At 74.1% G+C, this 21,698-nt stretch carries 17 protein-coding genes and 1 pseudogene; 15 read left to right on the plus strand and 3 right to left on the minus strand.

Annotation, left to right across the window (positions count from 1 at the left end; genetic code table 11):
* Positions 1–246 precede the first annotated feature (246 nt).
* From Sdia_RS09215 to Sdia_RS09225, 3 genes and pseudogenes are all read left to right on the plus strand, one after another.
* Complete coding sequence (locus tag Sdia_RS09215) at positions 247–2,133, plus strand: AMP-dependent synthetase/ligase (protein WP_164494918.1); 1,887 nt, start codon at positions 247–249, stop codon at positions 2,131–2,133.
* Between the two features lie 113 nt (positions 2,134–2,246).
* Entirely contained in the window at positions 2,247–3,479 is a 1,233-nt protein-coding gene (gene hemW / locus Sdia_RS09220; protein WP_100452768.1) for a radical SAM family heme chaperone HemW, read from the plus strand.
* Positions 3,480–3,588: 109 nt separating this feature from the next.
* Positions 3,589–4,208: pseudogene (locus Sdia_RS09225) on the plus strand (Uma2 family endonuclease).
* On the opposite strand, the gene Sdia_RS09230 reads toward Sdia_RS09225, so the two are convergent.
* Both Sdia_RS09230 and Sdia_RS09235 read right to left on the minus strand, forming a co-directional pair.
* Positions 4,183–5,016 (minus strand): DUF3097 domain-containing protein, encoded by an 834-nt coding sequence (locus Sdia_RS09230; RefSeq protein WP_100452769.1) that lies wholly within the window; start codon positions 5,014–5,016, stop codon positions 4,183–4,185. The pseudogene Sdia_RS09225 and the gene Sdia_RS09230 overlap by 26 nt on opposite strands.
* Before the next feature lie 9 nt (positions 5,017–5,025).
* The gene (locus Sdia_RS09235; RefSeq protein ID WP_100452770.1) at positions 5,026–5,766 is read right to left on the minus strand and encodes an MBL fold metallo-hydrolase; all 741 of its coding nucleotides are present in this window, start codon (positions 5,764–5,766) and stop codon (positions 5,026–5,028) included.
* A gap of 222 nt (positions 5,767–5,988) precedes the next feature.
* On the opposite strand from Sdia_RS09235, the gene hrcA reads away from it, so the two are divergent.
* The 7 genes from hrcA to Sdia_RS09270 all read left to right on the plus strand — a co-directional run bounded on the left by hrcA (position 5,989) and on the right by Sdia_RS09270 (position 15,450).
* Positions 5,989–7,005 (plus strand): heat-inducible transcriptional repressor HrcA, encoded by a 1,017-nt coding sequence (gene hrcA, locus Sdia_RS09240; protein WP_100452771.1) that lies wholly within the window; start codon positions 5,989–5,991, stop codon positions 7,003–7,005.
* Positions 7,006–8,148: a molecular chaperone DnaJ gene (dnaJ, locus tag Sdia_RS09245; RefSeq protein ID WP_100452772.1), complete on the plus strand. Its 1,143-nt coding sequence runs from the start codon at positions 7,006–7,008 to the stop codon at positions 8,146–8,148.
* 154 nt (positions 8,149–8,302) lie between these two features.
* On the plus strand, positions 8,303–9,388 hold the full coding sequence (locus Sdia_RS09250; RefSeq protein WP_100452773.1) for a nitronate monooxygenase: 1,086 nt from the start codon (positions 8,303–8,305) through the stop codon (positions 9,386–9,388).
* Positions 9,385–10,116, plus strand: a complete 732-nt coding sequence (locus Sdia_RS09255; protein ID WP_189500401.1) for a 16S rRNA (uracil(1498)-N(3))-methyltransferase — start codon at positions 9,385–9,387, stop codon at positions 10,114–10,116. The genes Sdia_RS09250 and Sdia_RS09255 overlap by 4 nt, the downstream gene beginning before the upstream one ends.
* A 226-nt stretch (positions 10,117–10,342) precedes the next feature.
* On the plus strand, positions 10,343–13,618 hold the full coding sequence (locus Sdia_RS09260) for a S41 family peptidase (protein WP_189500402.1): 3,276 nt from the start codon (positions 10,343–10,345) through the stop codon (positions 13,616–13,618).
* 545 nt (positions 13,619–14,163) lie between these two features.
* On the plus strand, positions 14,164–14,535 hold the full coding sequence (locus Sdia_RS09265; RefSeq protein WP_100452776.1) for a histidine triad nucleotide-binding protein: 372 nt from the start codon (positions 14,164–14,166) through the stop codon (positions 14,533–14,535).
* 9 nt (positions 14,536–14,544) lie between these two features.
* On the plus strand, positions 14,545–15,450 hold the full coding sequence (locus tag Sdia_RS09270; protein WP_100452777.1) for a ribonuclease Z: 906 nt from the start codon (positions 14,545–14,547) through the stop codon (positions 15,448–15,450).
* A gap of 19 nt (positions 15,451–15,469) precedes the next feature.
* On the opposite strand, the gene Sdia_RS09275 is transcribed toward Sdia_RS09270, so the two are convergent.
* Positions 15,470–16,432: an alpha/beta hydrolase family protein gene (locus Sdia_RS09275; protein WP_100452778.1), complete on the minus strand. Its 963-nt coding sequence runs from the start codon at positions 16,430–16,432 to the stop codon at positions 15,470–15,472.
* A 171-nt stretch (positions 16,433–16,603) separates the two neighbouring features.
* On the opposite strand from Sdia_RS09275, the gene Sdia_RS09280 reads away from it, so the two are divergent.
* The 5 genes from Sdia_RS09280 to Sdia_RS09300 all read left to right on the plus strand — a co-directional run bounded on the left by Sdia_RS09280 (position 16,604) and on the right by Sdia_RS09300 (position 21,675).
* Positions 16,604–17,200, plus strand: coding sequence for a TetR/AcrR family transcriptional regulator (locus Sdia_RS09280; protein WP_115069952.1), 597 nt, complete (start codon positions 16,604–16,606; stop codon positions 17,198–17,200).
* Between the two features lie 77 nt (positions 17,201–17,277).
* The gene (locus tag Sdia_RS09285; RefSeq protein WP_115069914.1) at positions 17,278–17,979 is read left to right on the plus strand and encodes a GntR family transcriptional regulator; all 702 of its coding nucleotides are present in this window, start codon (positions 17,278–17,280) and stop codon (positions 17,977–17,979) included.
* Between the two features lie 32 nt (positions 17,980–18,011).
* The gene (locus Sdia_RS09290; protein ID WP_100452780.1) at positions 18,012–19,019 is read left to right on the plus strand and encodes a 1-aminocyclopropane-1-carboxylate deaminase; all 1,008 of its coding nucleotides are present in this window, start codon (positions 18,012–18,014) and stop codon (positions 19,017–19,019) included.
* Positions 19,020–19,233: 214 nt separating this feature from the next.
* Complete coding sequence (locus Sdia_RS09295; protein ID WP_100452781.1) at positions 19,234–20,226, plus strand: adenosine deaminase; 993 nt, start codon at positions 19,234–19,236, stop codon at positions 20,224–20,226.
* 255 nt (positions 20,227–20,481) lie between these two features.
* Positions 20,482–21,675 (plus strand): macrolide family glycosyltransferase, encoded by a 1,194-nt coding sequence (locus Sdia_RS09300; protein ID WP_100452782.1) that lies wholly within the window; start codon positions 20,482–20,484, stop codon positions 21,673–21,675.
* Positions 21,676–21,698: the final 23 nt, after the last annotated feature.

Here is a 21,698-nt window from a genome sequence, read left to right on the forward strand (position 1 = left end):
CGGCCGTGTGGCGGGGCGGCGGAGCCGGGGCGCGTGTGACCGGGCGCACGGGCGGTCCCCGGTTCCCCGACGGTCGCCCGGGGGATAGTGGCAGGACCACCGTTTGGTGGAAAGTGACAGGTCGCAGCCTCTTACGTGACAGGCGGTGGCGCTCTACCCTGATCACTGCTCGATGGTTACTCGCAAGTTAAACAACAGCCGCACCACCAGACAGCAGCACGCACTGTCGCGGGCCCGGAGGATGTCGTGAGCGACGCACAGACCATGATCGAGAACCGGCCGCCCTCTGTGGCCACGCTTTTCCTTGAGCGCGTGGAGGCCACCCCCGACGCCGAGGCGTACCGCTACCCGGTGCCGCCCGCCCAGGAGGGCCCGGACGACTGGAAGTCGCTGAGCTGGCAGCAGGCCGCCACCAGGGTCTTCGCCATCGCGGCCGGCCTGATCGAGCTGGGCGTCGAGGCCGAGCAGCGCGTCGCCCTCGCCTCCTCGACCCGCGTCGAGTGGATCCTCGCCGACCTCGGCATCCTCTGCGCCGGAGCCGCGACGACCACCGTCTACCCCTCCACCAACGCCGACGAGGCCGCCTTCATCCTGGCCGACTCCGAGAGCCGGATCCTCATCGCGGAGGACGCCGAGCAGCTGGCCAAGGCCCGCGAGAAGCGCGCCGAGCTGCCCCACCTCGCCCACGTCGTGGTCCTCGACGCCGAGGGTGCCGAGGCGGCCGAGGGCGACCCCGAGGGGTGGGTGCTGAGCCTCGCCGACCTGGAGAAGCGCGGCGCGGCCAGGCTGGAGCGCGAGCCCGAGCTGATCAGGGAGCGGGTCGCGGCGATCACCGCCGACCAGCTCGCCACCGTCATCTACACCTCCGGCACCACCGGCCGCCCCAAGGGCGTCCGGCTGCCGCACGACAACTGGTCGTACATGGCGAAGGCCATCGCCGCCACCGGCCTGGTCGGCCCCGACGACGTGCAGTACCTGTGGCTGCCGCTGGCCCACGTCTTCGGCAAGGTGCTGACCTCCGGCCAGATCGAGGTCGGCCACGTCACCGCCGTCGACGGCCGCGTCGACAAGATCATCGAGAACCTGCCGGTCGTCCAGCCCACCTACATGGCGGCCGTTCCGCGCATCTTCGAGAAGGTCTACAACGGCGTCGCCGCCAAGGCGCGCGCCGGCGGCGGGGCCAAGTACAAGATCTTCCAGTGGGCCGCCGGGGTCTCCCGCGAGTGGGCGAAGACCACCCAGGACAACTTCCGCCGCACCGGCAAGGCCACCGCCCCCGCCGGGCTCAGCGCCAAGCACGCCGTCGCCGACAAGCTCGTCTACGCCAAGATCCGCGAGGCGTTCGGCGGCCGGCTGCGGGCCTGCATCTCCGGCTCCGCCGCACTCGCCCCCGACATCGGTTACTTCTTCGCCGGCGCCGGCGTGCACATCCTGGAGGGGTACGGCCTCACCGAGACCAGCGCCGCCTCCTTCGTCAACCCGGGAGAGGCGTACCGCACCGGCACCGTCGGCAAGCCGCTGCCCGGCACCGAGGTCCGGATCGCCGACGACGGCGAGATCCTGCTGCGCGGCCCCGGTGTCATGGAGGGCTACCACCGGCTCCCCGAGAAGACCGCCGAGGTGCTGGAGGACGACGGCTGGTTCCACACCGGCGACATCGGCGAGCTGTCCGCCGACGGCTACCTCAAGATCACCGACCGCAAGAAGGACCTGATCAAGACGTCCGGCGGCAAGTACATCGCCCCCGCCGAGGTCGAGGGACAGTTCAAGGCGATCTGCCCGTTCGTCTCCAACATCCTGGTCCACGGCGCCGACCGGAACTTCTGCACCGCTCTGATCGCCCTGGACGAGCCGACCCTGCTCGGCTGGGCCAAGGAGCAGAACCTCCCCGCCACCACCTACGCCGAGATCGTCGCCCGCCCCGAGACCCAGGCGCTCATCGAGGGGTACGTCAACCGCCTCAACGAGGGTCTCCAGCGGTGGCAGACGATCAAGAGGTTCAAGCTCCTGCCGCGCGACCTCGACATCGAGCACGGCGAGCTGACCCCCAGCCTCAAGCTGAAGCGCCCCGTCGTGGAGCGTGAGTTCGGGCACCTCATCGACGAGATGTACGCGGGCACCCGCGAAGCCTGACCCCGTGGGCGCGCCCGCCCCCCGCCCGTACGCACGCCCCGCCGGGCCCCGGCCGGAAGGTCCCCGCGACCGTCCGGCCGGGGCCCGGCCGCGCGTGCGGGACAATGGACCCCATGCCTTCCGCACTCCCCGACGGTGAGCCCGTGCCCGCAGACGGCACGCTGCCCGCCTCCGCCCTCGACGGTGCGGCCGACCGCCCGCTCGGCTTCTACCTGCACGTGCCGTACTGCGCCACCCGCTGCGGCTACTGCGACTTCAACACCTACACCGCGACCGAGCTGCGCTCCTCCGGCGGTGTCCTCGCCTCCCGCGACAACTACGCCGACACCCTCGCGGACGAGGTCCGCCTCGCCCGCAAGGTCCTCGGCGACGACCCGCGCGAGGTCCGCACCGTCTTCGTCGGCGGCGGCACCCCCACCCTGCTGGCCGCCCGCGACCTGGTCCGGATGCTGGAGGCGGTCCGCTCCGAGTTCGGGCTCGCCCCCGACGCGGAGATCACCACCGAGGCCAACCCGGAGTCCGTCGACCCCGCCTACCTCGCCGAGCTGCGCGAAGGCGGCTTCAACCGGATCTCCTTCGGTATGCAGAGCGCCCGCCGGCACGTCCTGAAGGTGCTCGACCGGCAGCACACCCCCGGCCGCCCGGAGGCCTGCGTCGCCGAGGCCCGCGCCGCCGGCTTCGACCACGTCAACCTCGACCTGATCTACGGCACCCCGGGCGAGAGCGACGACGACTGGCGCGCCTCGCTGGACGCGGCCATCGGCGCCGGTCCCGACCACGTCTCCGCGTACGCGCTGATCGTGGAGGAGGGCACCGGCCTCGCCCGCCGCATCCGGCGCGGCGAGGTGGCCCCCACCGACGACGACGAGCACGCCGACCGCTACCTGATCGCCGACTCGATGCTCGCCGGGGCCGGCTACGGCTGGTACGAGGTCTCCAACTGGGCCGCCACCGAGGCGGGCCGCTGCCTCCACAACGAGCTGTACTGGCGCGGTGCCGACTGGTGGGGCGCGGGCCCCGGTGCCCACAGCCACGTCGGCGGCGTCCGCTGGTGGAACGTGAAGCACCCCGGCGCCTACGCCGCCGCCCTCGCCGGCTCGCGCTCACCGGGCGCCGGACGCGAACTCCTCAGCGCCGAGGACCGCCGTGTGGAACGCGTCCTCCTGGAGCTCCGCCTCGCCGAGGGCTGCCCCCTGGACCTCCTGCACCCCACGGGCCTGGCGGCCGCCCGCCGCGCCCTGACCGACGGACTCCTCGCCGAGGCGCCCTTCGCCGAGGGCCGCGCCGTCCTGACCCTGCGCGGCCGCCTGCTGGCGGACGCGGTGGTGCGGGATCTGGTGGACTGAGGGCGTTGTCACTCGCGTGGGCGACCTCCGGCGAAACAGGTCCCGTGATGCCCGCGCTGTTCGTACCGCGCCGTCGTACCCGGCGATGGCGAAGCGGAGGGCCACGGAGATGACCGCTGTGGATGACCGGCCGATCACTGGCGTCGTGGATTCCTTCGAGGGCCTTGAGGTCCCCGAGGGACACAAGGCGGAACTCCTGCGGGGAGACATTGCGCTGATGGCCGGACCGGATCTGGTCCACAACCGGATCGTGACGGCGTTGCGGGATCAGATCCCGTACCGCCGCCGGGAGCGCCTGCGGACTCAGGACATCGGCCTGCTCAAGGAGAACAGCGAGCCCCAGCCGGGTCTCGTCGTCCTGAACGCGGCAAGGGACCGGACCATGGCCGCCTGCTCCCGGTCGAGCTGGTCACCCCGCTGGTCGAGGTCGTCTCCCACTCCAGCGTCGACCGGGACTACGGCGACAAGCGGTCGATCCACGCGGCCGGGGGCGTACCCGGTCACCTGATCGTCGACCCCATGGCCGCCCAGCGCGTGCTGCTCACCGAGCCGCACGGCGAGGGTGAGCAGGCCGACTACGGGGTCGAACAGACCTTCTCCTTCGGGCTGGACGTGCCCGTGCCACTGCTCGGTGTCGTGCTGGAGACGGCGGAGTTCCCGAGGCTGCCGCCGGTCGAGCGGCACCGGCGGCCTGAGGCGGGGCCTATCCGGCCTCGGCCGGGGCCGTGACGAAGTCGATCAGTTCCTCGACGCGGCCCAGCAGAGCGGGTTCCAGGTCCTTGTAGCTGCGGACGGCCGGGAGGACGCGGCGGTGCCAGGCAGCGCCGGTGTCGGTGGGCCAGCCGAGGGCGCGGCAGGTGCCGGTCTTCCAGTCCTGGCCGCGCGGCACGTCGGGCCAGGACCCGATGCCGACCGAGGCGGGTTTCACCGCCTGCCAGATGTCGATGTAGGGGTGGCCGACGACCAGCGCGTGCGGGCTGCCGACGGCGGCCGCGATGCGGGACTCCTTGGAGCCGGGGACCAGGTGGTCGACGAGGACGCCGAGGCGTGCGTCGGGGCCGGGCGCGAAGGCGTCCACGAGCGCGGGCAGGTCGTCCACCCCCTCCAGGTACTCCACGACGACGCCCTCGACGCGCAGGTCGTCACCCCAGACCCGCTCGACCAGTTCCGCGTCGTGGCGGCCCTCCACGTAGATGCGTCCGGCCCGTGCCACCCGGGCCCGGGCGCCCGGCACCGCGACCGAGCCCGAGGCCGTCCGGGACGGCACGGCCGGGGCCTGTCCCGCCTTCGGGCGGACCAGGGTGACCGGACGGCCCTCCAGCAGGAAACCGCGCTCCACCATGGGGAAGACCCGGTGCTTGCCGAAGCGGTCCTCCAGGGTGACCACCGGTCCCTCGGCCGACTTCTCGCAGCGGATCACCGCGCCGCAGAAGCCGCTGGCGGGCTCCTCGACGACGAGGTCGGGCAGCGCCTCGACCTCGGGGGCGGGGCTCCGCTTCTTCCACGGCGGGGTCAGGTCCGGCTGGTAGCTGCGCATGGGCAGACGTTATGACAGGGCGAACCGACGGGCCAGCTCATCGCGTTGGTCCCGCACGAACGCGGCGTCGACCACCGCCCCGTGCCCCGGCACGTAGACGGCGTCGGGCCCGCCGAGCGCCAGCAGCCGCTCCAGCGCCTCGGGCCAGCGGGCGGGCACCGCGTCCGGGCCGGCCTGCGGCTCGCCGGACTCCTCGACCAGGTCGCCGCAGAACACCACGTCGGGCGTGCCGGGCACCAGTACCGCCAGGTCGTGCGCGGTGTGGCCGGGTCCCAGGTCGGCGAGGAGCACCCGGCGCCCGCCGCCCAGTTCCACCACGGCCTCGCCGGAGACCGCGTGCCGGGGCACCACCAGGGTGTCCACCGCCTCGCCCGCCTCGCGGGGGTCCAGGCCGTGGTGCACCGCGTCGGCCTCCAGGGCGTCGGTGCGGGCGAGGGCGGCGTCGAGGCCGACGGCGCCGTACACCTGCGCGCCCGCGAAGACGGCGGCGCCGAGGACATGGTCGAAGTGGGCGTGGGTCAGTGCCAGATGCGTCACACGCCCGGGACCGCCGCGCTCGCCGAGGGCGCGCTCGACGGCGCCGCGCAGCAGGGCGCCCTCGCGCAGGGACGCCCCGGCGTCGACCAGCAGGGCGCCGGCGGGACCCACGACCAGGCCGGCCGTCGCGTCCCAGCGGGGCAGCCGCAGCCGTCCGACGCCGGGGGCGAGCCGTTCCCAGTCGGGCTCCGGCCGGTGCTCGTACGCGTTCATCGCCTCATCACCCGTCCACCCTCTCAGGCGCCCGCACGGCATACCCGGCGGTACCGGGTGACTTCGCCGCGTCCTCCCCGACCTGCTGTGCCCCGGCCTTGCCGCAGGTGTACCGGTCAGCCGTACACTGGTGCGCGACGTGGTTGGCACTCGCGCGAGGTGAGTGCCAGCAGAGGCCCGCGGGGGACGCGGGGGGTGCGGCAGGCGACTGGGAGGTGCGCGATGCTCAGCGAACGAAGGCTGGAGGTCCTGCGCGCGATCGTCCAGGACTACGTGGGCACCGAGGAGCCGGTCGGCTCGAAGGCGCTGACCGAGCGCCACCAGCTCGGTGTCTCCCCGGCCACGGTCCGCAACGACATGGCCGCGCTGGAGGACGAAGGGTACATCGCCCAGCCGCACACCAGCGCGGGGCGGATCCCGACCGACAAGGGGTACCGCCTCTTCGTCGACCGGCTCGCCGACGTGAAGCCGATGACGGCGCCCGAGCGGCGTGCCATTCATCACTTTCTCGACCAGGCCGTCGACCTCGACGACGTGGTGGCCCGCACGGTGCGGCTGCTCGCGCAGCTCACCCGGCAGGTCGCCGTCGTGCAGTACCCCTCGCTGACCCGGTCCACGGTCCGGCACGTGGAGCTGCTGGCGCTGGCCCCGGCCCGGCTGATGCTGGTGCTGATCACCGACACCGGGCGGGTCGAGCAGCGCATGATCGACTGCCCGGCGCCGTTCGGCGAGGCGTCCGTGGCCGACCTGCGGGCCCGGCTGAACAGCCAGATCGCGGGGCGCCGGTTCACCGACGTGCCGCAGCTGGTGCAGGACCTGCCGGAGTCCTTCGAGAGCGAGGACCGGCCCACCGTCTCGACGGTGCTGTCCACGCTCCTGGAGTCCCTGGTCGAAAGGACCGAGGAACGGCTGATGATCGGCGGCACCGCCAATCTCACCCGCTTCGGGCACGACTTCCCTCTCACCATCCGCCCCGTCCTGGAGGCGCTGGAGGAGCAGGTCGTCCTGCTCAAACTCCTCGGTGAGGCGAAGGATTCGGCCATGACCGTACGGATCGGTCATGAGAACGCCCATGAGGGCCTCAGCTCCACGTCGGTCGTCTCGGTCGGTTACGGTTCGGGACGCGAGGCAGTCGCCAAACTCGGCGTGGTCGGACCGACCCGCATGGATTACCCCGGAACGATGGGAGCGGTACGCGCAGTGGCACGTTACGTCGGACAGATCCTGGCGGAGTCGTAAGTGGCCACGGACTACTACGCCGTACTCGGCGTGCGCCGCGACGCTTCCCAGGACGAGATCAAGAAGGCGTTCCGCAGACTCGCCCGCGAGCTGCACCCGGACGTCAATCCGGACCCGAAGACGCAGGAGCGCTTCAAGGAGATCAACGCCGCCTACGAGGTCCTCTCCGACCCGCAGAAGAAGCAGGTCTACGACCTCGGCGGCGACCCCCTGTCGCAGAACGGCGGCGGTGGCGGAGCGGGCGGCTTCGGCCAGGGCGGCTTCGGCAACTTCTCCGACATCATGGACGCCTTCTTCGGCACGGCGTCCCAGCGCGGCCCCCGCTCGCGCACCCGGCGCGGTCAGGACGCCATGATCCGGCTCGACATCGAGCTGGACGAGGCGGCCTTCGGCACCACCAAGGACATCCAGGTCGACACGGCCGTCGTCTGCAACAGCTGCAACGGCGAGGGCGCCGCCCCCGGCACCTCCGCGCAGACCTGCGACATGTGCCGCGGCCGCGGCGAGGTCTCCCAGGTCACCCGGTCCTTCCTCGGCCAGGTCATGACCTCCCGCCCCTGCCCCCAGTGCCAGGGCTTCGGCACCGTGGTGCCCACGCCCTGCCCGGAGTGCGCCGGGGACGGCCGGGTCCGCTCGCGCCGCACCCTGACGGTGAAGATCCCGGCCGGTGTCGACAACGGCACCCGCATCCAGCTCTCCGGTGAGGGCGAGGTCGGCCCCGGCGGCGGCCCCGCCGGCGACCTGTACGTGGAGATCCACGAACTGCCGCACCCGGTCTTCCAGCGGCGTGGCGACGACCTGCACTGCACGGTCACCATCCCGATGACGGCCGCGGCCCTCGGCACCAAGGTGCCGCTGGAGACGCTGGACGGCATGGAGGAGATCGACATCCGGCCCGGCACCCAGTCCGGCCAGTCGGTGCCCCTGCACGGCCGGGGCGTCACGCACCTGCGCGGCGGCGGCCGGGGTGACCTGATCGTGCACGTCGAGGTGACGACACCGGGCAAGCTCGACGCCGAGCAGGAGCGCCTGCTGCGCGAACTGGCCGCGCTGCGCGGCGAGGAGCGGCCCACCGGCCAGTTCCAGCCCGGTCAGCAGGGCCTGTTCTCCCGCCTGAAGGACGCCTTCAACGGCCGCTCCTGAGCCGCTTCGGCCCGTACGCACCGGGGCCCGGCACCGCCTGACGGCGGGGCCGGGCCCCGGTGCGTGTCCGGGTTCGGCGCCACCGGCCGGGAGCCAGGCGGAAGGGAGGAAGTCGAGATTCGGCGGGATGCGGGGGACATGGCACGATGCGGTCATGTCCCGTGCGCTGACCGACCTCTGCGATGTCCCGATCGTGCAGGCCCCGATGGCCGGCGGTGGCTCCTGCCCCGCCCTCGCGGCGGCCGTCAGCGACGCCGGGGGCCTCGGGTTCCTCGCCGCCGGCTACAAGACCGCCGACGGCATGTACCAGGAGATCACCCAGCTCCGCGCGCTCACCTCGCGTCCCTTCGGCGTCAACCTCTTCCTCCCGCAGCCCGAGACGGCCGACCCCGCCACCATCGAGGTCTACCGCCACCAACTCGCCGGTGAGGCCGCCTGGTACGAGACACCGCTCGGCGACACCGACTGCGGCCAGGACGACAACTGGGACGCCAAGCTCGCCATCCTCCTGGACGACCCCGTACCGCTGGTCTCCTTCACCTTCGGCTGTCCCGCCGCCGAGGTGATCGACTCCTTCCGCCGGGTCGGCACCCGCACCGCCGTCACCGTCACCACCCCCGAGGAGGCCCGCGCCGCCGAGAAGGCCGGCGCCGACGCGCTGTGCGTGCAGGGTGTCGAGGCCGGCGGCCACCAGGGCACCCACCGCGACGACCCCGAACGCGACGGCGCGGGCATCGGCCTGCTCACCCTCCTCACCCTGGTCCGCGAGGTGGTGCACCTGCCGATGATCGCGGCCGGCGGGATCATGCGCGGTGAGCAGGTGGCGGCCGCCGTCGCCGCCGGGGCGCAGGCGGCCCAGCTCGGCACCGCCTTCCTGGTCTGCCCCGAGTCCGGCGCCCCGCTCCTGCACAAGCAGGCCCTCACCAACCCCCTGTACACCCGCACCGAGCTGACCCGGGCCTTCTCCGGACGCCCGGCCCGCGGCCTGGTCAACCGCTTCCTGCGCGAACACGGCCCCTACGCCCCGGCGGCCTACCCGCAGATCCACCACGTCACCGCCCCGCTGCGCAAGGCGGCCGCCCGCACCGGCGACGCGCAGGGCATGGCGCTCTGGGCCGGGCAGGGCCACCGGCTCGCCCGCGAGATGCCGGCCGCCCAGCTGGTGGAGGTCCTCGCCGCCGAGACGGCCGCCGCCGTGCTCGCCCTCGGCGGCCCGTCGTCCCCTGGAGGAACCCGATGACCGCACCCGTCTTCCTCGTCGACGAGGTCGCCCCCGGCACCGTCGTCCTCGACGGGCCCGAGGGCCGGCACGCCGTCTCCGTACGCCGGCTGAACCCGGGCGAGCCCGTCGTCCTCACCGACGGGGCGGGGAACGGGGCCTTCGGCACCGTCACCTCGGTGGAGGGCAAGGACACCCTGTACGTCGCGGTGGACGAGGTACGCGAGGAGCCCGCTCCCCGGCCGCGGATCACCGTCGTGCAGGCGCTGCCCAAGGGCGACCGGGGCGAACTCGCCGTCGAGACGATGACCGAGACCGGCGTCGACGCGATCGTGCCGTGGGCGGCCTCGCGGTGCGTCACCCGGTGGAAGGGCGAGCGGGGGCTCAAGTCGCTCGGCAAGTGGCGGGCCACCGCGCGAGAGGCCGGCAAGCAGTCCCGGCGGTTGCGGTTCCCCGAGGTCGCGGAGGTGCACAGCACGCGGCAGGTGGCCGCTCTGCTCGCCGGGGCCGGCCTCGCCGCCGTCCTCCACGAGGAGGGGAGCGCGCCGCTGGCGCGGGCCGAGCTGCCCGCCGAGGGGCCGATCGTCCTCGTCGTCGGGCCCGAGGGCGGGGTCTCTCCGGAGGAACTGGCCGCCTTCGGGGAGGCGGGCGCCGGAGCCTACCGGCTGGGGCCCAGTGTGCTGCGGACCTCGACCGCGGGGACCGCGGGGGCGGCGCTGTTGCTGGGGCGGTCGGGGCGCTGGGGCTGAGCCCCCGGACGGGTCTTCGGGGGCCCGGCCGGCTCGGGCCCCCCCGCGGGCGGCCGGGCGCCGGGGAGGGCCCCCGCGGGCCGCGTGGCCGGGGCCGAGGGAGGGGCAGGGCGGCTCTGGGAGAGGCGCGGCCGGTGTGGTGGGTGGGGCGGGGGCGGGGGATGAGATCCGGGCAAGTGATCCAAGGGCCTCCCCCAGGGGCGGCTCGGCTGCATAGGCTGATCGGGTGACACAGCCTGCGTACCTCCGGTTTCCGCATGTCCACGGCGAGTCGGTCGCCTTCGTCGCAGAGGACGACGTCTGGGTGGCGCCGCTCGACGGCGGGCGCGCCTGGCGGGTGAGCGCCGACAACATGCCGGTCGACCACCCCCGCTTCTCGCCCGACGGCACCACGGTCGCCTGGACCTCCACCCGCGACGGCGCCCCCGAGGTGCACGTCGCACCCACCGACGGCGGCCTCTCCCGGCGCCTGACCCACTGGGGCAGCAACCGCACCTCCGTGCGCGGCTGGACCCCCGAGGGCGACGTGCTCGCCCTCACCACCCACGGCCAGGCGTCCCTGCGACGCAGTTGGGCGCGGGCCGTGCCGCTCGACGGCGGCCCCGCCCCCGCCCTGCCCTTCGGCCCCGTCGGCGACGTCGCGTACGGGCCCGAAGGCCAGGTGCTGCTGCTGTCGGTGCCGATGGGCCGCGAGGCCGCCTGGTGGAAGCGGTACCGGGGCGGCACGGCGGGGAAGCTCTGGACCGGCACCGAGGGCGGCGAGTTCACCCGTCTCCACGCCGACCTCGACGGCAACATCGAGTACCCGCTGTGGGTCGGCGACCGCATCGCCTTCCTCAGCGACCACGAGGGGGTCGGCGCGCTGTACTCCTCGCTGCCCGACGGCGGCGATCTGCGCCGCCACACCCCGCTCACCGACCCGGACACCGGCCTGCCCGCCTTCTACGCCCGGCACGCCGCCACCGACGGCACCCGCGTCGTCTACAGCTCGGCCGGACGCCTCTGGCTGCTCGACGGTCTCCAGGCCGAGGACGGGCAGGGGGCGTCCGTTCCGGCACCGCGCCCGCTCGACGTCCGGCTGGGCGGTCAGCGCGCCGACCTCCAGCCGCGTCCCGTCGAGCCCGGCCGCGACCTCGGCGGCGCCTCGCCCGACCACACCGGCCGGGGCAGCGCCGTCACCGTGCGCGGCGCCGTGCACTGGGTCACCCACCGCTCGGGCCCCGCCCGTCTGCTCGCCGGCGAACCCGGCGTCCGGCACCGTCTTCCGCGCACCTTCCGGGTCGACGGCGAGGAGTACGTCGCCTGGGTCACCGATGCCGAGGGCGACGACGCCCTGGAGTTCGCCCCCGCCACCGGCACCGCCCCCGGCTCGACCCCGCGCCGGGTCGCCGCCGGGCAGCTCGGCCGGGTCCTCCAGCTACGGATGGCGCCCGACGGCAGCCGGGCCGCCGTCGCCTCGCACGACGGGCGGGTGCTGCTCGTCGACCGGGAGACCGGCGAGGTCCGCGAGGTCGACCGCAGCGAGGACGGCGACGCCACCGGCCTCGTCTTCTCCCCCGACTCCGCCTGGCTCGCCTGGTCGCACCCCGGCCCGGAACCGCTGCGCCAGCTGAAACTGGCCAACACCACCGACCTCACCGTCTCCGAGGCGACCCCGCTGCGGTTCAACGACCACAGCCCCGCCTTCACCCTCGACGGCAAGCACCTCGCCTTCCTCTCCGAGCGCTCCTTCGACCCGGTCTACGACGACCACGTCTTCGACCTGGCCTTCCTCGACAGCGGCCGGCCGCACCTGATCACCCTCGCCGCCACCACCCCCTCGCCGTTCGGCCCGCAGCGGCACGGGCGGGCCTTCGAGGCGCCGGACAAGGAGGAGACGCCCGACAGCGAGGGCGCCCCCGCCACCCGGATCGACCTGGACGGCCTGGCCGACCGGATCGTGCCGTTCCCCGTCGACGCCGGCCGCTACTCGGGGCTGCGCGCGGCCAAGGACGGCGTGCTGTGGCTCAGCCACCCGCTGCGCGGCGTCCTCGGCGCGGCCCAGGCCGGTTCGGACACCCCGCGCCCGCGCTCGGTACTGGAGCGGTACGACTTCGTCCAGCGCCGTGTGGAGGAACTCGCCTCCCCGGCCGACGGGTTCACCGTCACCGGGGACGGCAAGCGGGTCCTGCTCCGGGTCGACGGGGAGCTGCGGCTGGTCCCCAGCGACCGCCGCGCCCCGCACGAGGACGACGGCGAGCACCGCGTCACCGTCGACCTGTCCCGCGTCCGGCAGACCGTCGACCCGGCCGCCGAGTGGCGCCAGATGTTCGACGAGGCGGGCCGTCTGACCCGGGACCACTTCTGGCGCGCCGACCTCGGCGGCCTCGACTGGGACGGCGTACTCGACCGCTACCGCCCGGTGCTGGAGCGTGTCGCCACCCACAGCGACCTGGTGGACCTGCTCTGGGAGGTGCAGGGCGAACTCGGCACCTCGCACGCCTACGTCACCCCGCACGGCAACTGGGTCGGCTCCCGGCTGCGGCAGGGTCTGCTCGGCGCCGACCTGGTCCGCGACGAGGAGGGCGTCTGGCGGGTCGAGCGGGTGCTGCCCTCGGAGACCTCCGACCCGCGCGCCCACTCGCCGCTCGCCGCGCCCGGCGTCGCGATCCGGCCGGGTGACGCGATCCTCGCCGTCGACGGGCAGCCGGTCGACACCGTGACCGGCCCCGGCCCGCTGCTGGTCGGCACCGCGGACAAGCCCGTGGAACTGACCGTCTCCCCGTCCGGCGGCGGCGATCCGCGGCACACCGTGGTCGTCCCGGTCGCCGACGAGGAGCCGCTGCGCTACCACGACTGGGTCGCCGGCCGCCGCGCCCACGTCCACGCCCTCTCCGGCGGGCGCCTCGGCTACCTGCACGTCCCCGACATGCAGGCGCCGGGCTGGGCGCAGATCCACCGCGACCTGCGGGTCGAGGCGGCCCGGGAGGGACTGGTCGTCGACGTGCGGGAGAACCGGGGCGGCCACACCTCGCAGCTCGTCGTGGAGAAGCTGGCCCGCAAGATCGTCGGCTGGGACGTGCCGCGCGGTATGCGGCCCTCCAGCTACCCGCTGGACGCGCCGCGCGGCCCCGTGGTCGCCGTGGCCGACCAGTTCTCCGGCTCGGACGGCGACATCGTCAACGCCGCCATCAAGGCGCGCGGCATCGGCCCGGTCGTCGGCGTCCGCACCTGGGGCGGCGTCATCGGCATCGACAGCCGCTACAGCCTGGTCGACGGCACCAGCGTCACCCAGCCCAAGTACGCCTTCTGGCTGGAGGGCCAGGGCTGGGACGTGGAGAACCACGGCGTCGACCCCGACATCGAGGTGGTACACGCCCCGCACGACCACGCGGCCGGCCGCGACCCCCAGCTCGACGAGGCGGTGCGGGTGGCCCTGGCCGCCCTGGAGGAGACCCCGGCGCTGACCCCGCCGGAACTCCCGGAGCCGAAGCGCCCGGCGGGGGGCCAGTACCGGGACTGACCCTCGCCCCGGCCGCCGGTGGCACCTCGTCACCGGCGGCCGGGGGAGCCGCCGCCGGTACCCGCCCCTTCCGCGGGCGCACGACCACCGCCGCGCTGCGCCGGGGCCTCGCCCCTTTCCGTGAAGCTGTTCCCGCCCGAGGGATGTGCTGGTCCCTTCCGCCGTGCACCAGGCGGCGCGGGGCCGCTGGGGCGGCGGGCGCCCGATGCCCGAGCGCGGCGAGGAGTGGACTCTGCTCGCGAGCCGGAGCCCCCGGCCTCAGCCGGTCGGGGCCGGGACCAGCGTCCACCGGGCGATCCCGCACGCGGATCCCGCGGCCGGGCGCCTCGGCGGACCTTCGCCGACGTGCGGGGGAACCCTGAGCCGCACCAGGCGCCTCCGGCCGCCTCGCGGCACCGGCAGGGCCTGCCCGCCGTCCCCTTCGCAGGGGCCGGCGCGTGCGCGCGGGGCGGCCGCCGTGGTGTTCCGGGCCCGTCCGGCCGCCCGAGACCGTCACCAGGGAGGGGAGTTACGATGCCGGTCACCGATCAAGAGGGAGCGCCCCAGTGACGGACCAGCCCAGCCCGCCTCACCAGCCCGACTGCCTGTTCTGCAAGATCGCCACGGGCGACGTCCCGGCGACCGTCGTACGGGAGACGGACACCACGGTCGCCTTCCGCGACATCAACCCCCAGGCGCCCACGCACATCCTGGTCATCCCCCGCGCCCACTACCCGGACGCCGCCGCGCTCAGCGCGGCCGACCCCGCCATCGCCGCCGACGTGCTGCGCGAGGCCGGGGAGACCGCGGCCCAGGAGGGCATCGCGGAGACCGGCTACCGGATCGTCTTCAACACCGGGTCCGGCGCCGGGCAGACCGTCTTCCACGCCCACGCCCACGTGCTCGGAGGCCGCGGCCTCCAGTGGCCGCCCGGCTGAGCGGCCCCCGTGTCCGTGCGTGAGCTGGTGGTGCTGGGCACCGCCAGCCAGGTCCCGACCCGCCACCGCAACCACAACGGCTACCTGCTGCGGTGGGACAGCGAGGGCATCCTGTTCGACCCCGGCGAGGGCACCCAGCGCCAGATGGTGCGCGCCGGGGTCTCCGCGCACGACCTGAACCGGATCTGCGTCACCCACTTCCACGGCGACCACAGCCTCGGCCTGGCCGGGGTGATCCAGCGGATCAACCTCGACCGGGTCCCGCATCCGGTCACCGCGCACTACCCGGCGAGCGGTCAGCGCTTCTTCGAGCGGCTGCGCTACTCCACCGCCTACTACGAGAGCGTCGGCGTCACCGAGGCGCCGGTCGCCGCCGACGGGCCGCTCGCCGCCGGGTCCTCGTACACGCTGGAGGCGTACAAGCTGTCGCACCCGGTGGAGGCGTACGGCTACCGGCTGGTGGAGCCGGACGGGGTGCGGATGGTGCCCGAGCGGCTCGCCGCGCACGGGATCAGCGGGCCCGACGTGGGCCTGCTCCAGCGGCGGGGTGAGCTGCGGGGGGTGACGCTGGCCGAGGTCGGCGAGGTGCGACGCGGGCAGCGGTTCGGCTTCGTGATGGACACCCGGCTCTGCGAGGGGGTGCACGCGCTGGCCGACGGCTGCGACCTGCTGGTCATCGAGTCGACCTTCCTCGACGAGGACGAACACCTGGCCACCGAGCACGGGCACCTCACCGCCGGCCAGGCCGCCCGTGCCGCCGCCGACGCTGGGGTGCGCCATCTCGTGCTGACGCACTTCTCCCAGCGGTACACCGACCCGGGCCTCTTCGAGCGGCAGGCCCGTGCCGCCGGGTTCGAGGGGGAGCTGACCATCGCCCGCGACCTGGACCGGGTTCCGGTGCCGAAGCGGCTCTGAGGCGTGGGCCCGAAGGCGCCTACTTGGAGGCGATCCGCCCGACCGGACGGGCGTCGGCGGCCAGTTGGCCGCTCGCGGTCCGCCAGGCGGGGTCGCCGGGGTCGAGCGCGCTGCGCAGGTAGGCCCAGGTGAGCCGGGCGACCGCGGCGACCCGGGCCGGGTCCTCGTCGGTGGTCTCGGCCACGTCGTACCCGGAGACGCCGCCGAGCCCGTGTTCCGCGGCGGACAAGGTGAGCAGGGACTTGGGGCCGGGGGCGAGGGTGTACGGGTCGGTGTGCCAGTCCGGTCCCCGGACGGTCAGGAAGGCGGAGTCGTCCCTGTCCCCGGCGACGACGAGGGCCGGCGTGGTCATCCGGGAGAAGTCGGTGGTGAGGAAGAACGGGTAGTGCTCCACCGTGAAGGCGGTGAGGGCGTCGCCGCCGCGACCGGGCGCCGCGAGCATCACCCCCGCCTTGATCCGGGGATCGGCCAGATCGACCTCGGCTCCGTCGTCCGGGTCGGTGAGCCGGGCGCCGAGCAGCAGGCCGGCGGTGTGGCCGCCCATCGAGTGCCCGGCCACGGCCACCTTGTCGCGGTCCAGCCGCCCGGCGAGCCGGGGCACGGCGGCCTCGACCTCGTCGAGCCGGTCGAGGACGCGCCTCATGTCCTCGGCCCGTGAGCGCCAGTGCGGGACGCCCCCGGCCTCGTTGCCGCGGTCGGGGCCCAGGGTCCGGGAGTCCAGATGGGTGGGCTGGATCACCGCGAACCCGTGGGCCGCCCAGAAGTCGGCGAGGGGCGCGTAGCCGTGCAGGGAGGAGAGGTGGTGGGAGAAGCCGAGCCCGTGCGAGAGCAGGACGACCGGCAGTCCGCTCCCGGTCACCGGGACGGAGACGCGCAGCTGGAGGTCGACGGCCCGGTCAGGGGCCGCAAGCACGACGGGGCTGACGGAGAGGACGGGGCGGGGCGAGCCGGGGAGGCCGGCCGACGTGGTGGGTTCGGACATGGGAGAGGAGTCCCTTCGAGGGCCCCACTGCCGGAGTCGTGCGGCAGGACAGGGGCGAGACGGGGGTGGGGCAGCGCGGGATGTCGGCTACGCTGAAAGCGGAGCGCCGTTCGGTTTCGAATATACGGAGCAGTGTTCCGTTTCGTCAACGGCGACTGGAAGGGGAGTGCCTTGCCCGGCGCGAGCGAGTCCAAGGGGGCGTCGGCCCGCAGTACGCGGGCCGACGCGGTGCGCAATCGGCAGGTGCTGCTCGACGCCGCCGCCGAGGTGTTCGTCGCCTCCGGCGTCGACGCGCCGATCCGGGAGATCGCGGCGAAGGCGGGCGTCGGGATGGGCACCGTCTACCGCCACTTCCCGACCCGGGCGGACCTCGTCGTCGCGGTCTACCGCCACCAGGTCGAAGCGTGTGCCGAGGCCGGCCCGGCCCTGCTGGCCGCCGCCGGCTCCCCGTTCACCGCGCTTCACCGATGGGTCGGCCTCTTCGTCGACTTCCTGGTCACCAAGCACGGCCTCGCCCACGCGATGCGGTCGGACAGCGGCGGCTTCGAAGCGCTCCACGCCTACTTCCTCGACCGCCTGGTGCCCGTCTGCGAGGAACTCCTCGACCGGGCCGCCGACGCGGGGCAGATCGAGCCCGGCACGCAGGCGTACGAACTCATGCGCGGTATCGGCAACCTCTGTGCCGGGCAGGGCGACGACCCCCGTTACGACCCGCGCCGCCTGGTCGGCCTGCTCCTCCAGGGGCTGCGGCAGCCCAAGTCGGCCTGAGCCCCGCACTCCTGGCGCGGCCGGACCTCTCGCGCGCCTCTTGACGGGAGGGTGCTCGGCGGCGTGCAATATATTGCATGCCAGTTCCCGAGAGTCGCGGACTCGTCAGCAGATCCCTCCTGCGGGAGGAGGCGTACCGGGCCATCCGGGACGCCATCGTCGACGGCACCCTCGCCCCCGGCGAGCGGTTGCAGGACGCGGCTCTCGTCGCCTGGCTCGGCGTCAGCCGCACCCCCGTCCGTGAGGCGCTGGCCCGGCTGGAGCAGGCCGGCCTGGTGCGGACCACGCCGGGGCGCCACACCCTGGTCAGCCCCCTGGACGTCCGCGCCGCCCGGGACGCCCAGTCGGTCACCGCGGCCCTGCACGAACTGGTCGTCCGCCAGGCCGTTCCCCACCTCTCCACCGCCGAACTCGACGCCATGCGCGAGGCCAACGACCGCTTCGCCCGCGCTCTGCGTGCACACGACGTGCCCGCCGCCATCGCCGCCGACGACGCCTTCCACGGGGTGGCCGTCACCGCCGCGGCCAACACCGCCGCGCGCACCGTCCTGGAGCAGTTCACCCCGGTGCTGCGCCGGGTGGAGCGGCTCCGGTTCTCCTCGCTGAGCGGCCGCGCCTCCGTCGCCCAGCACGCCCGCATCGTCGAACGGTGCGCGGCGGGCGACGCGGAGGGAGCGGCCGCCGCCACCCGGGAGAACTGGCAGACCCTCGTCCCGCTCCTCGACCGGCTCCACGACGAGAGCACGGCCGGCCACGAGGACGCGCCCGGTACGCCCTGACCCGACTCACCCCGCCCACCCCGGAGGTACCCGTGTCCCTGGACGACTTCGACCGCCACCCGCTGCTCTTCGGGCCCAGCCCGATCCATCCGCTCGACCGGCTCACCGCCCACCTCGGCGGCGCCCGTGTCTGGGCCAAGCGCGAGGACGTCAACAGCCCGCTGGCCTTCGGCGGCAACAAGACCCGCAAGCTGGAGTACCTGATACCGGACGCGCTGAGGCAGGGCGCCGACACCCTCGTCACCATCGGCGGCATCCAGTCCAACCACACCCGCCAGGTCGCCGCCGTCGCCGCCCGGCTCGGCCTCAAGGCGGTGCTCGTCCAGGAGAGCTGGGTCGACTGGCCCGACCCGGTCAACGACAAGGTCGGCAACATCCTGCTCTCCCGCCTGATGGGCGCCGACGTCCGCCTGGTGGACGCAGGTTTCGGCATCGGCTTCAAGGAGAGCTGGAACCAGGCCCTGGAGGACGTCCGCCGGGCCGGCGGCACCCCGTACGCCATCCCCGCCGGGGCCTCCGACCACCCCCTCGGCGGGCTCGGCTTCGCCCGCTGGGCCGAGGAGGTGCGCGAGCAGGAGCGGCACCTGGGCGTCTTCTTCGACACCGTGGTGGTCTGCGGCGTCACCGGCTCCACGCACGCCGGGATGATCGCCGGGTTCGCCGGGCAGGACAGGCCGCGTCGCGTACTGGGCGTCGACGCCTCCGCCAAGCCCGCCGAGACCCGCGCCCAGATCGAGAAGATCGCCCGGGACACCGCCGCCCGCGTCGGCCTCGGCCGCGAACTGCGCGACGAGGAGATCACCCTCCTGGAAGGCTGGGCGGGGGAGCGGTACGGCATCCCCGACCGTTCCACCCTGGACGCCATCCGGCTCACCGGCAGCCTGGAGGGCGTCATCCTCGACCCGGTCTACGAGGGCAAGTCGATGGCGGCCCTCATCGACCTGGTCCGCGACGGGGAGATCCCCCGCGACTCCAACGTCCTCTACGCCCACCTCGGCGGCCAGCCCGCGCTCAACGCCTACAGCGGCGCCTTCGCCTGACCGCCCGGCAGGACCCGGCCGCCGCCCCTCCTCTCCCAGGGCGGCGGCCGCTCACCCGTCCGGGGAGAGGAACCGGCCCAGGACATACGGACACCGAAACGGTCCAAGGCCCCCTTTCGCCCCCGGTGACCGGCGGGACCGTACGCTTCCCTCCATGGCGCGGCCCGTGGTCCGGGCCCGCCCGTACCACCCGCACCAGCCGAGAGAGCCCGCCATGCCCCTGCCCAAGGCCGAACTCCATCTCCACATCGAAGGCACCCTCGAACCGGAACTCGCCTTCGAACTGGCCGCGCGCAACGGCGTGACGCTGCCCTACGCCTCCACCGAGGAGCTGCGCCGGGCCTACCTCTTCACCGACCTCCAGTCCTTCCTCGACCTCTACTACGGCCTGATGGCGGTGCTCCGCACCGAGCAGGACTTCGCGGACCTCGCCGACGCCTACCTCGCCCGCGCCGCCCAGCAGGGCGTGCGGCACGCGGAGATCTTCTTCGACCCGCAGGCGCACATGGCCCGGGGCGTCTCGATGGAGACGGTGGTCGGCGGCCTCAGCCGGGCACTCGCCACCAGCGAGGAGCGGTTCGGCGTCTCCACGCTGCTCATCATGTGCTTCCTGCGTGACCAGAGCGCCGAGTCGGCCATGGAGACGCTGAAGGCCGCCGAGCCGTACCTGAACCGCATCACCGGTGTGGGTCTGGACTCCGCCGAGGTCGGCCACCCGCCGGCCAAGTTCCGCGAGGTGTACGAGGAGGCGGGACGGCTCGGCCTGCGCCGGGTCGCGCACGCGGGGGAGGAGGGACCGCCCGCGTACATCACCGAGGCGCTGGACGTGCTGAAGGTCGAGCGGATCGACCACGGGCTGACCGCCATGCAGGACCCGGCCGTCGTCGAACGGCTGGTGCGCGAGCAGATCCCGCTGACGCTCTGCCCGCTCTCCAACGTCCGGCTGCGTGCCGTCGACATCCTGGAGGAGCACCCGCTGCCGCAGATGATGGCCGCCGGGCTGCTCTGCACCGTCAACTCCGACGACCCCTCCTACTTCGGCGGCTACGTCGGCGACACCTTCCACGCCGTGCAGGAGGCACTCGGCCTCGACCACGAGGCGCTGCGCACCCTGGCCCGCAACTCCTTCCAGGCGTCCTTCCTGGAGGACGACGAGGAGCGCCGCGCCCGCTACCTCGCCGAGGTGGAGGCCTACACCTTCGACTGAGGGGCCGGTGCGAAAGGCGGTTGCCGCTGCCCGGGCGTCCGGGCTAGGTTGCCGCCATGAGTTCCTTCCTCCAGATCTACGGCTGACTGCACCCCCGGTCCGGGGCGCGGCGCGAGCCCCCCGGACCCACGCCGCGACCGCGCCCGCCCCCGACCGGGGCCGGCGCGCGGTCCGGCGGTCCCGTCATCCGTGATCACCGCCGCCGCGAACCGCCCCCTCGGGGAGGCCCGGCGGCCCGCGCAGGAAGAGTCCCCCATGCAGCGCACCACGCGTCCGCGTGCCCACATCGCCATGGTCGGCATGCCGATGGTCAGCCACATCCTCCCCAGCCTGGAGATCATCCGGGAACTGGTCGACCGCGGCCACCGGGTCACCTACGCCGCCGACCCGGCCGTCGCCGACCTGATCGCCCCGACCGGCGCCGAACTGGTTCCCGTCCCCTCCACCCTCCCGTTCGCCGACAACGTCTGGCCCGAGGACGGCGTGGCGGCGATGCGCCTCTTCGTCGCCGACGCCGCGCAGGCCCTGCCTCGCCTGGCCGCCTTCTACGGCGCCGACCCGGCCGACCTCTACCTCTACGACATCGGCGGCTACGCGGCCCGCGCCCTCGCCGAGTCGCAGGACCGCCCGCACGTCCAGCTCTCCCCGACGTACGTGGCGTGGCAGGGGTACGAGGAGACCGTCGGCGCCGCCGTCCGCGCCCTGCCCGGTTACGAGGTCTACGCCCGCGAGGGCGACGCCTGGCTCGCCACGACCGGGGCGACCACGCGCGACTTCGAACAGTTCGCGGGCCTGCCCGCCCGCGCGGTGGCGACCATCCCGCGCGCCATGCAGCCCTTCGCCGACCAGGTGGACCCGGCCGTCGTCTCCTTCGTCGGGCCCTGCTTCGGCGACCGCTCCGGCCAGGGCACCTGGCAGCGCCCGGCCGGGGCCGAGAAGGTCGTCCTGGTCTCGCTCGGCTCCTCCTACACCCAGCAGCCCGACTTCTACCGGGCGTGCGTGGCGGCCTTCGGCGGGGACGTTCTGCCGGGCTGGCACACCGTGCTCCAGATCGGCAAGCACACCGACCCGGCGGTGCTCGGCCCGCTCCCCGACGACGTCGAGGTGCACCCCTGGGTGCCACAGCTCTCCGTCCTCTCCCAGGCCGACGCCTTCGTCACCCACGCGGGGATGGGCGGCTCGAGTGAGGGGCTGTACTTCGGACTGCCGATGATCGCCGTCCCGCAGGCGGCCGAGCAGTTCGCCAACGCCGACCAACTGGCCGCCCTCGGAGTGGCCCGGCGGATCGACACGGCCGACGCCACCGCCGAGGCGCTGCGCTCGGCCCTGACCGACCTCACCGGTGACCCGCGGGTCGCCGCCCGCTCGGCGGAGTTGCGGGCGGAGCTGCTGGCCGAGGGCGGCACGGTTCGCGCCGCCGACCTGCTGGAGGCCGAACTGCCCGGCTGACGAGCCTGGGCCGGGCCGCCGCC

It is taken from the genome of Streptomyces diastaticus subsp. diastaticus, assembly GCF_011170125.1.
GTDB classification, from domain to species: Bacteria; Actinomycetota; Actinomycetes; order Streptomycetales; family Streptomycetaceae; genus Streptomyces; species Streptomyces diastaticus.

Excerpts from the sequence above, each read along its gene's own strand:
- hemW (WP_100452768.1), top strand. The coding sequence starts at position 2,247 with ATGCCTTCCGCACTCCCCGACGGTGAGCCCGTGCCCGCAGACGGCACG.
- Sdia_RS09230 (WP_100452769.1), bottom strand. The coding sequence starts at position 5,016 with ATGCGCAGCTACCAGCCGGACCTGACCCCGCCGTGGAAGAAGCGGAGC.
- Sdia_RS09235 (WP_100452770.1), bottom strand. The coding sequence starts at position 5,766 with ATGAACGCGTACGAGCACCGGCCGGAGCCCGACTGGGAACGGCTCGCC.
- hrcA (WP_100452771.1), top strand. The coding sequence starts at position 5,989 with ATGCTCAGCGAACGAAGGCTGGAGGTCCTGCGCGCGATCGTCCAGGAC.
- Sdia_RS09250 (WP_100452773.1), top strand. The coding sequence starts at position 8,303 with ATGTCCCGTGCGCTGACCGACCTCTGCGATGTCCCGATCGTGCAGGCC.
- Sdia_RS09255 (WP_189500401.1), top strand. The coding sequence starts at position 9,385 with ATGACCGCACCCGTCTTCCTCGTCGACGAGGTCGCCCCCGGCACCGTC.
- Sdia_RS09275 (WP_100452778.1), bottom strand. The coding sequence starts at position 16,432 with ATGTCCGAACCCACCACGTCGGCCGGCCTCCCCGGCTCGCCCCGCCCC.
- Sdia_RS09285 (WP_115069914.1), top strand. The coding sequence starts at position 17,278 with ATGCCAGTTCCCGAGAGTCGCGGACTCGTCAGCAGATCCCTCCTGCGG.
- Sdia_RS09295 (WP_100452781.1), top strand. The coding sequence starts at position 19,234 with ATGCCCCTGCCCAAGGCCGAACTCCATCTCCACATCGAAGGCACCCTC.
- Sdia_RS09300 (WP_100452782.1), top strand. The coding sequence starts at position 20,482 with ATGCAGCGCACCACGCGTCCGCGTGCCCACATCGCCATGGTCGGCATG.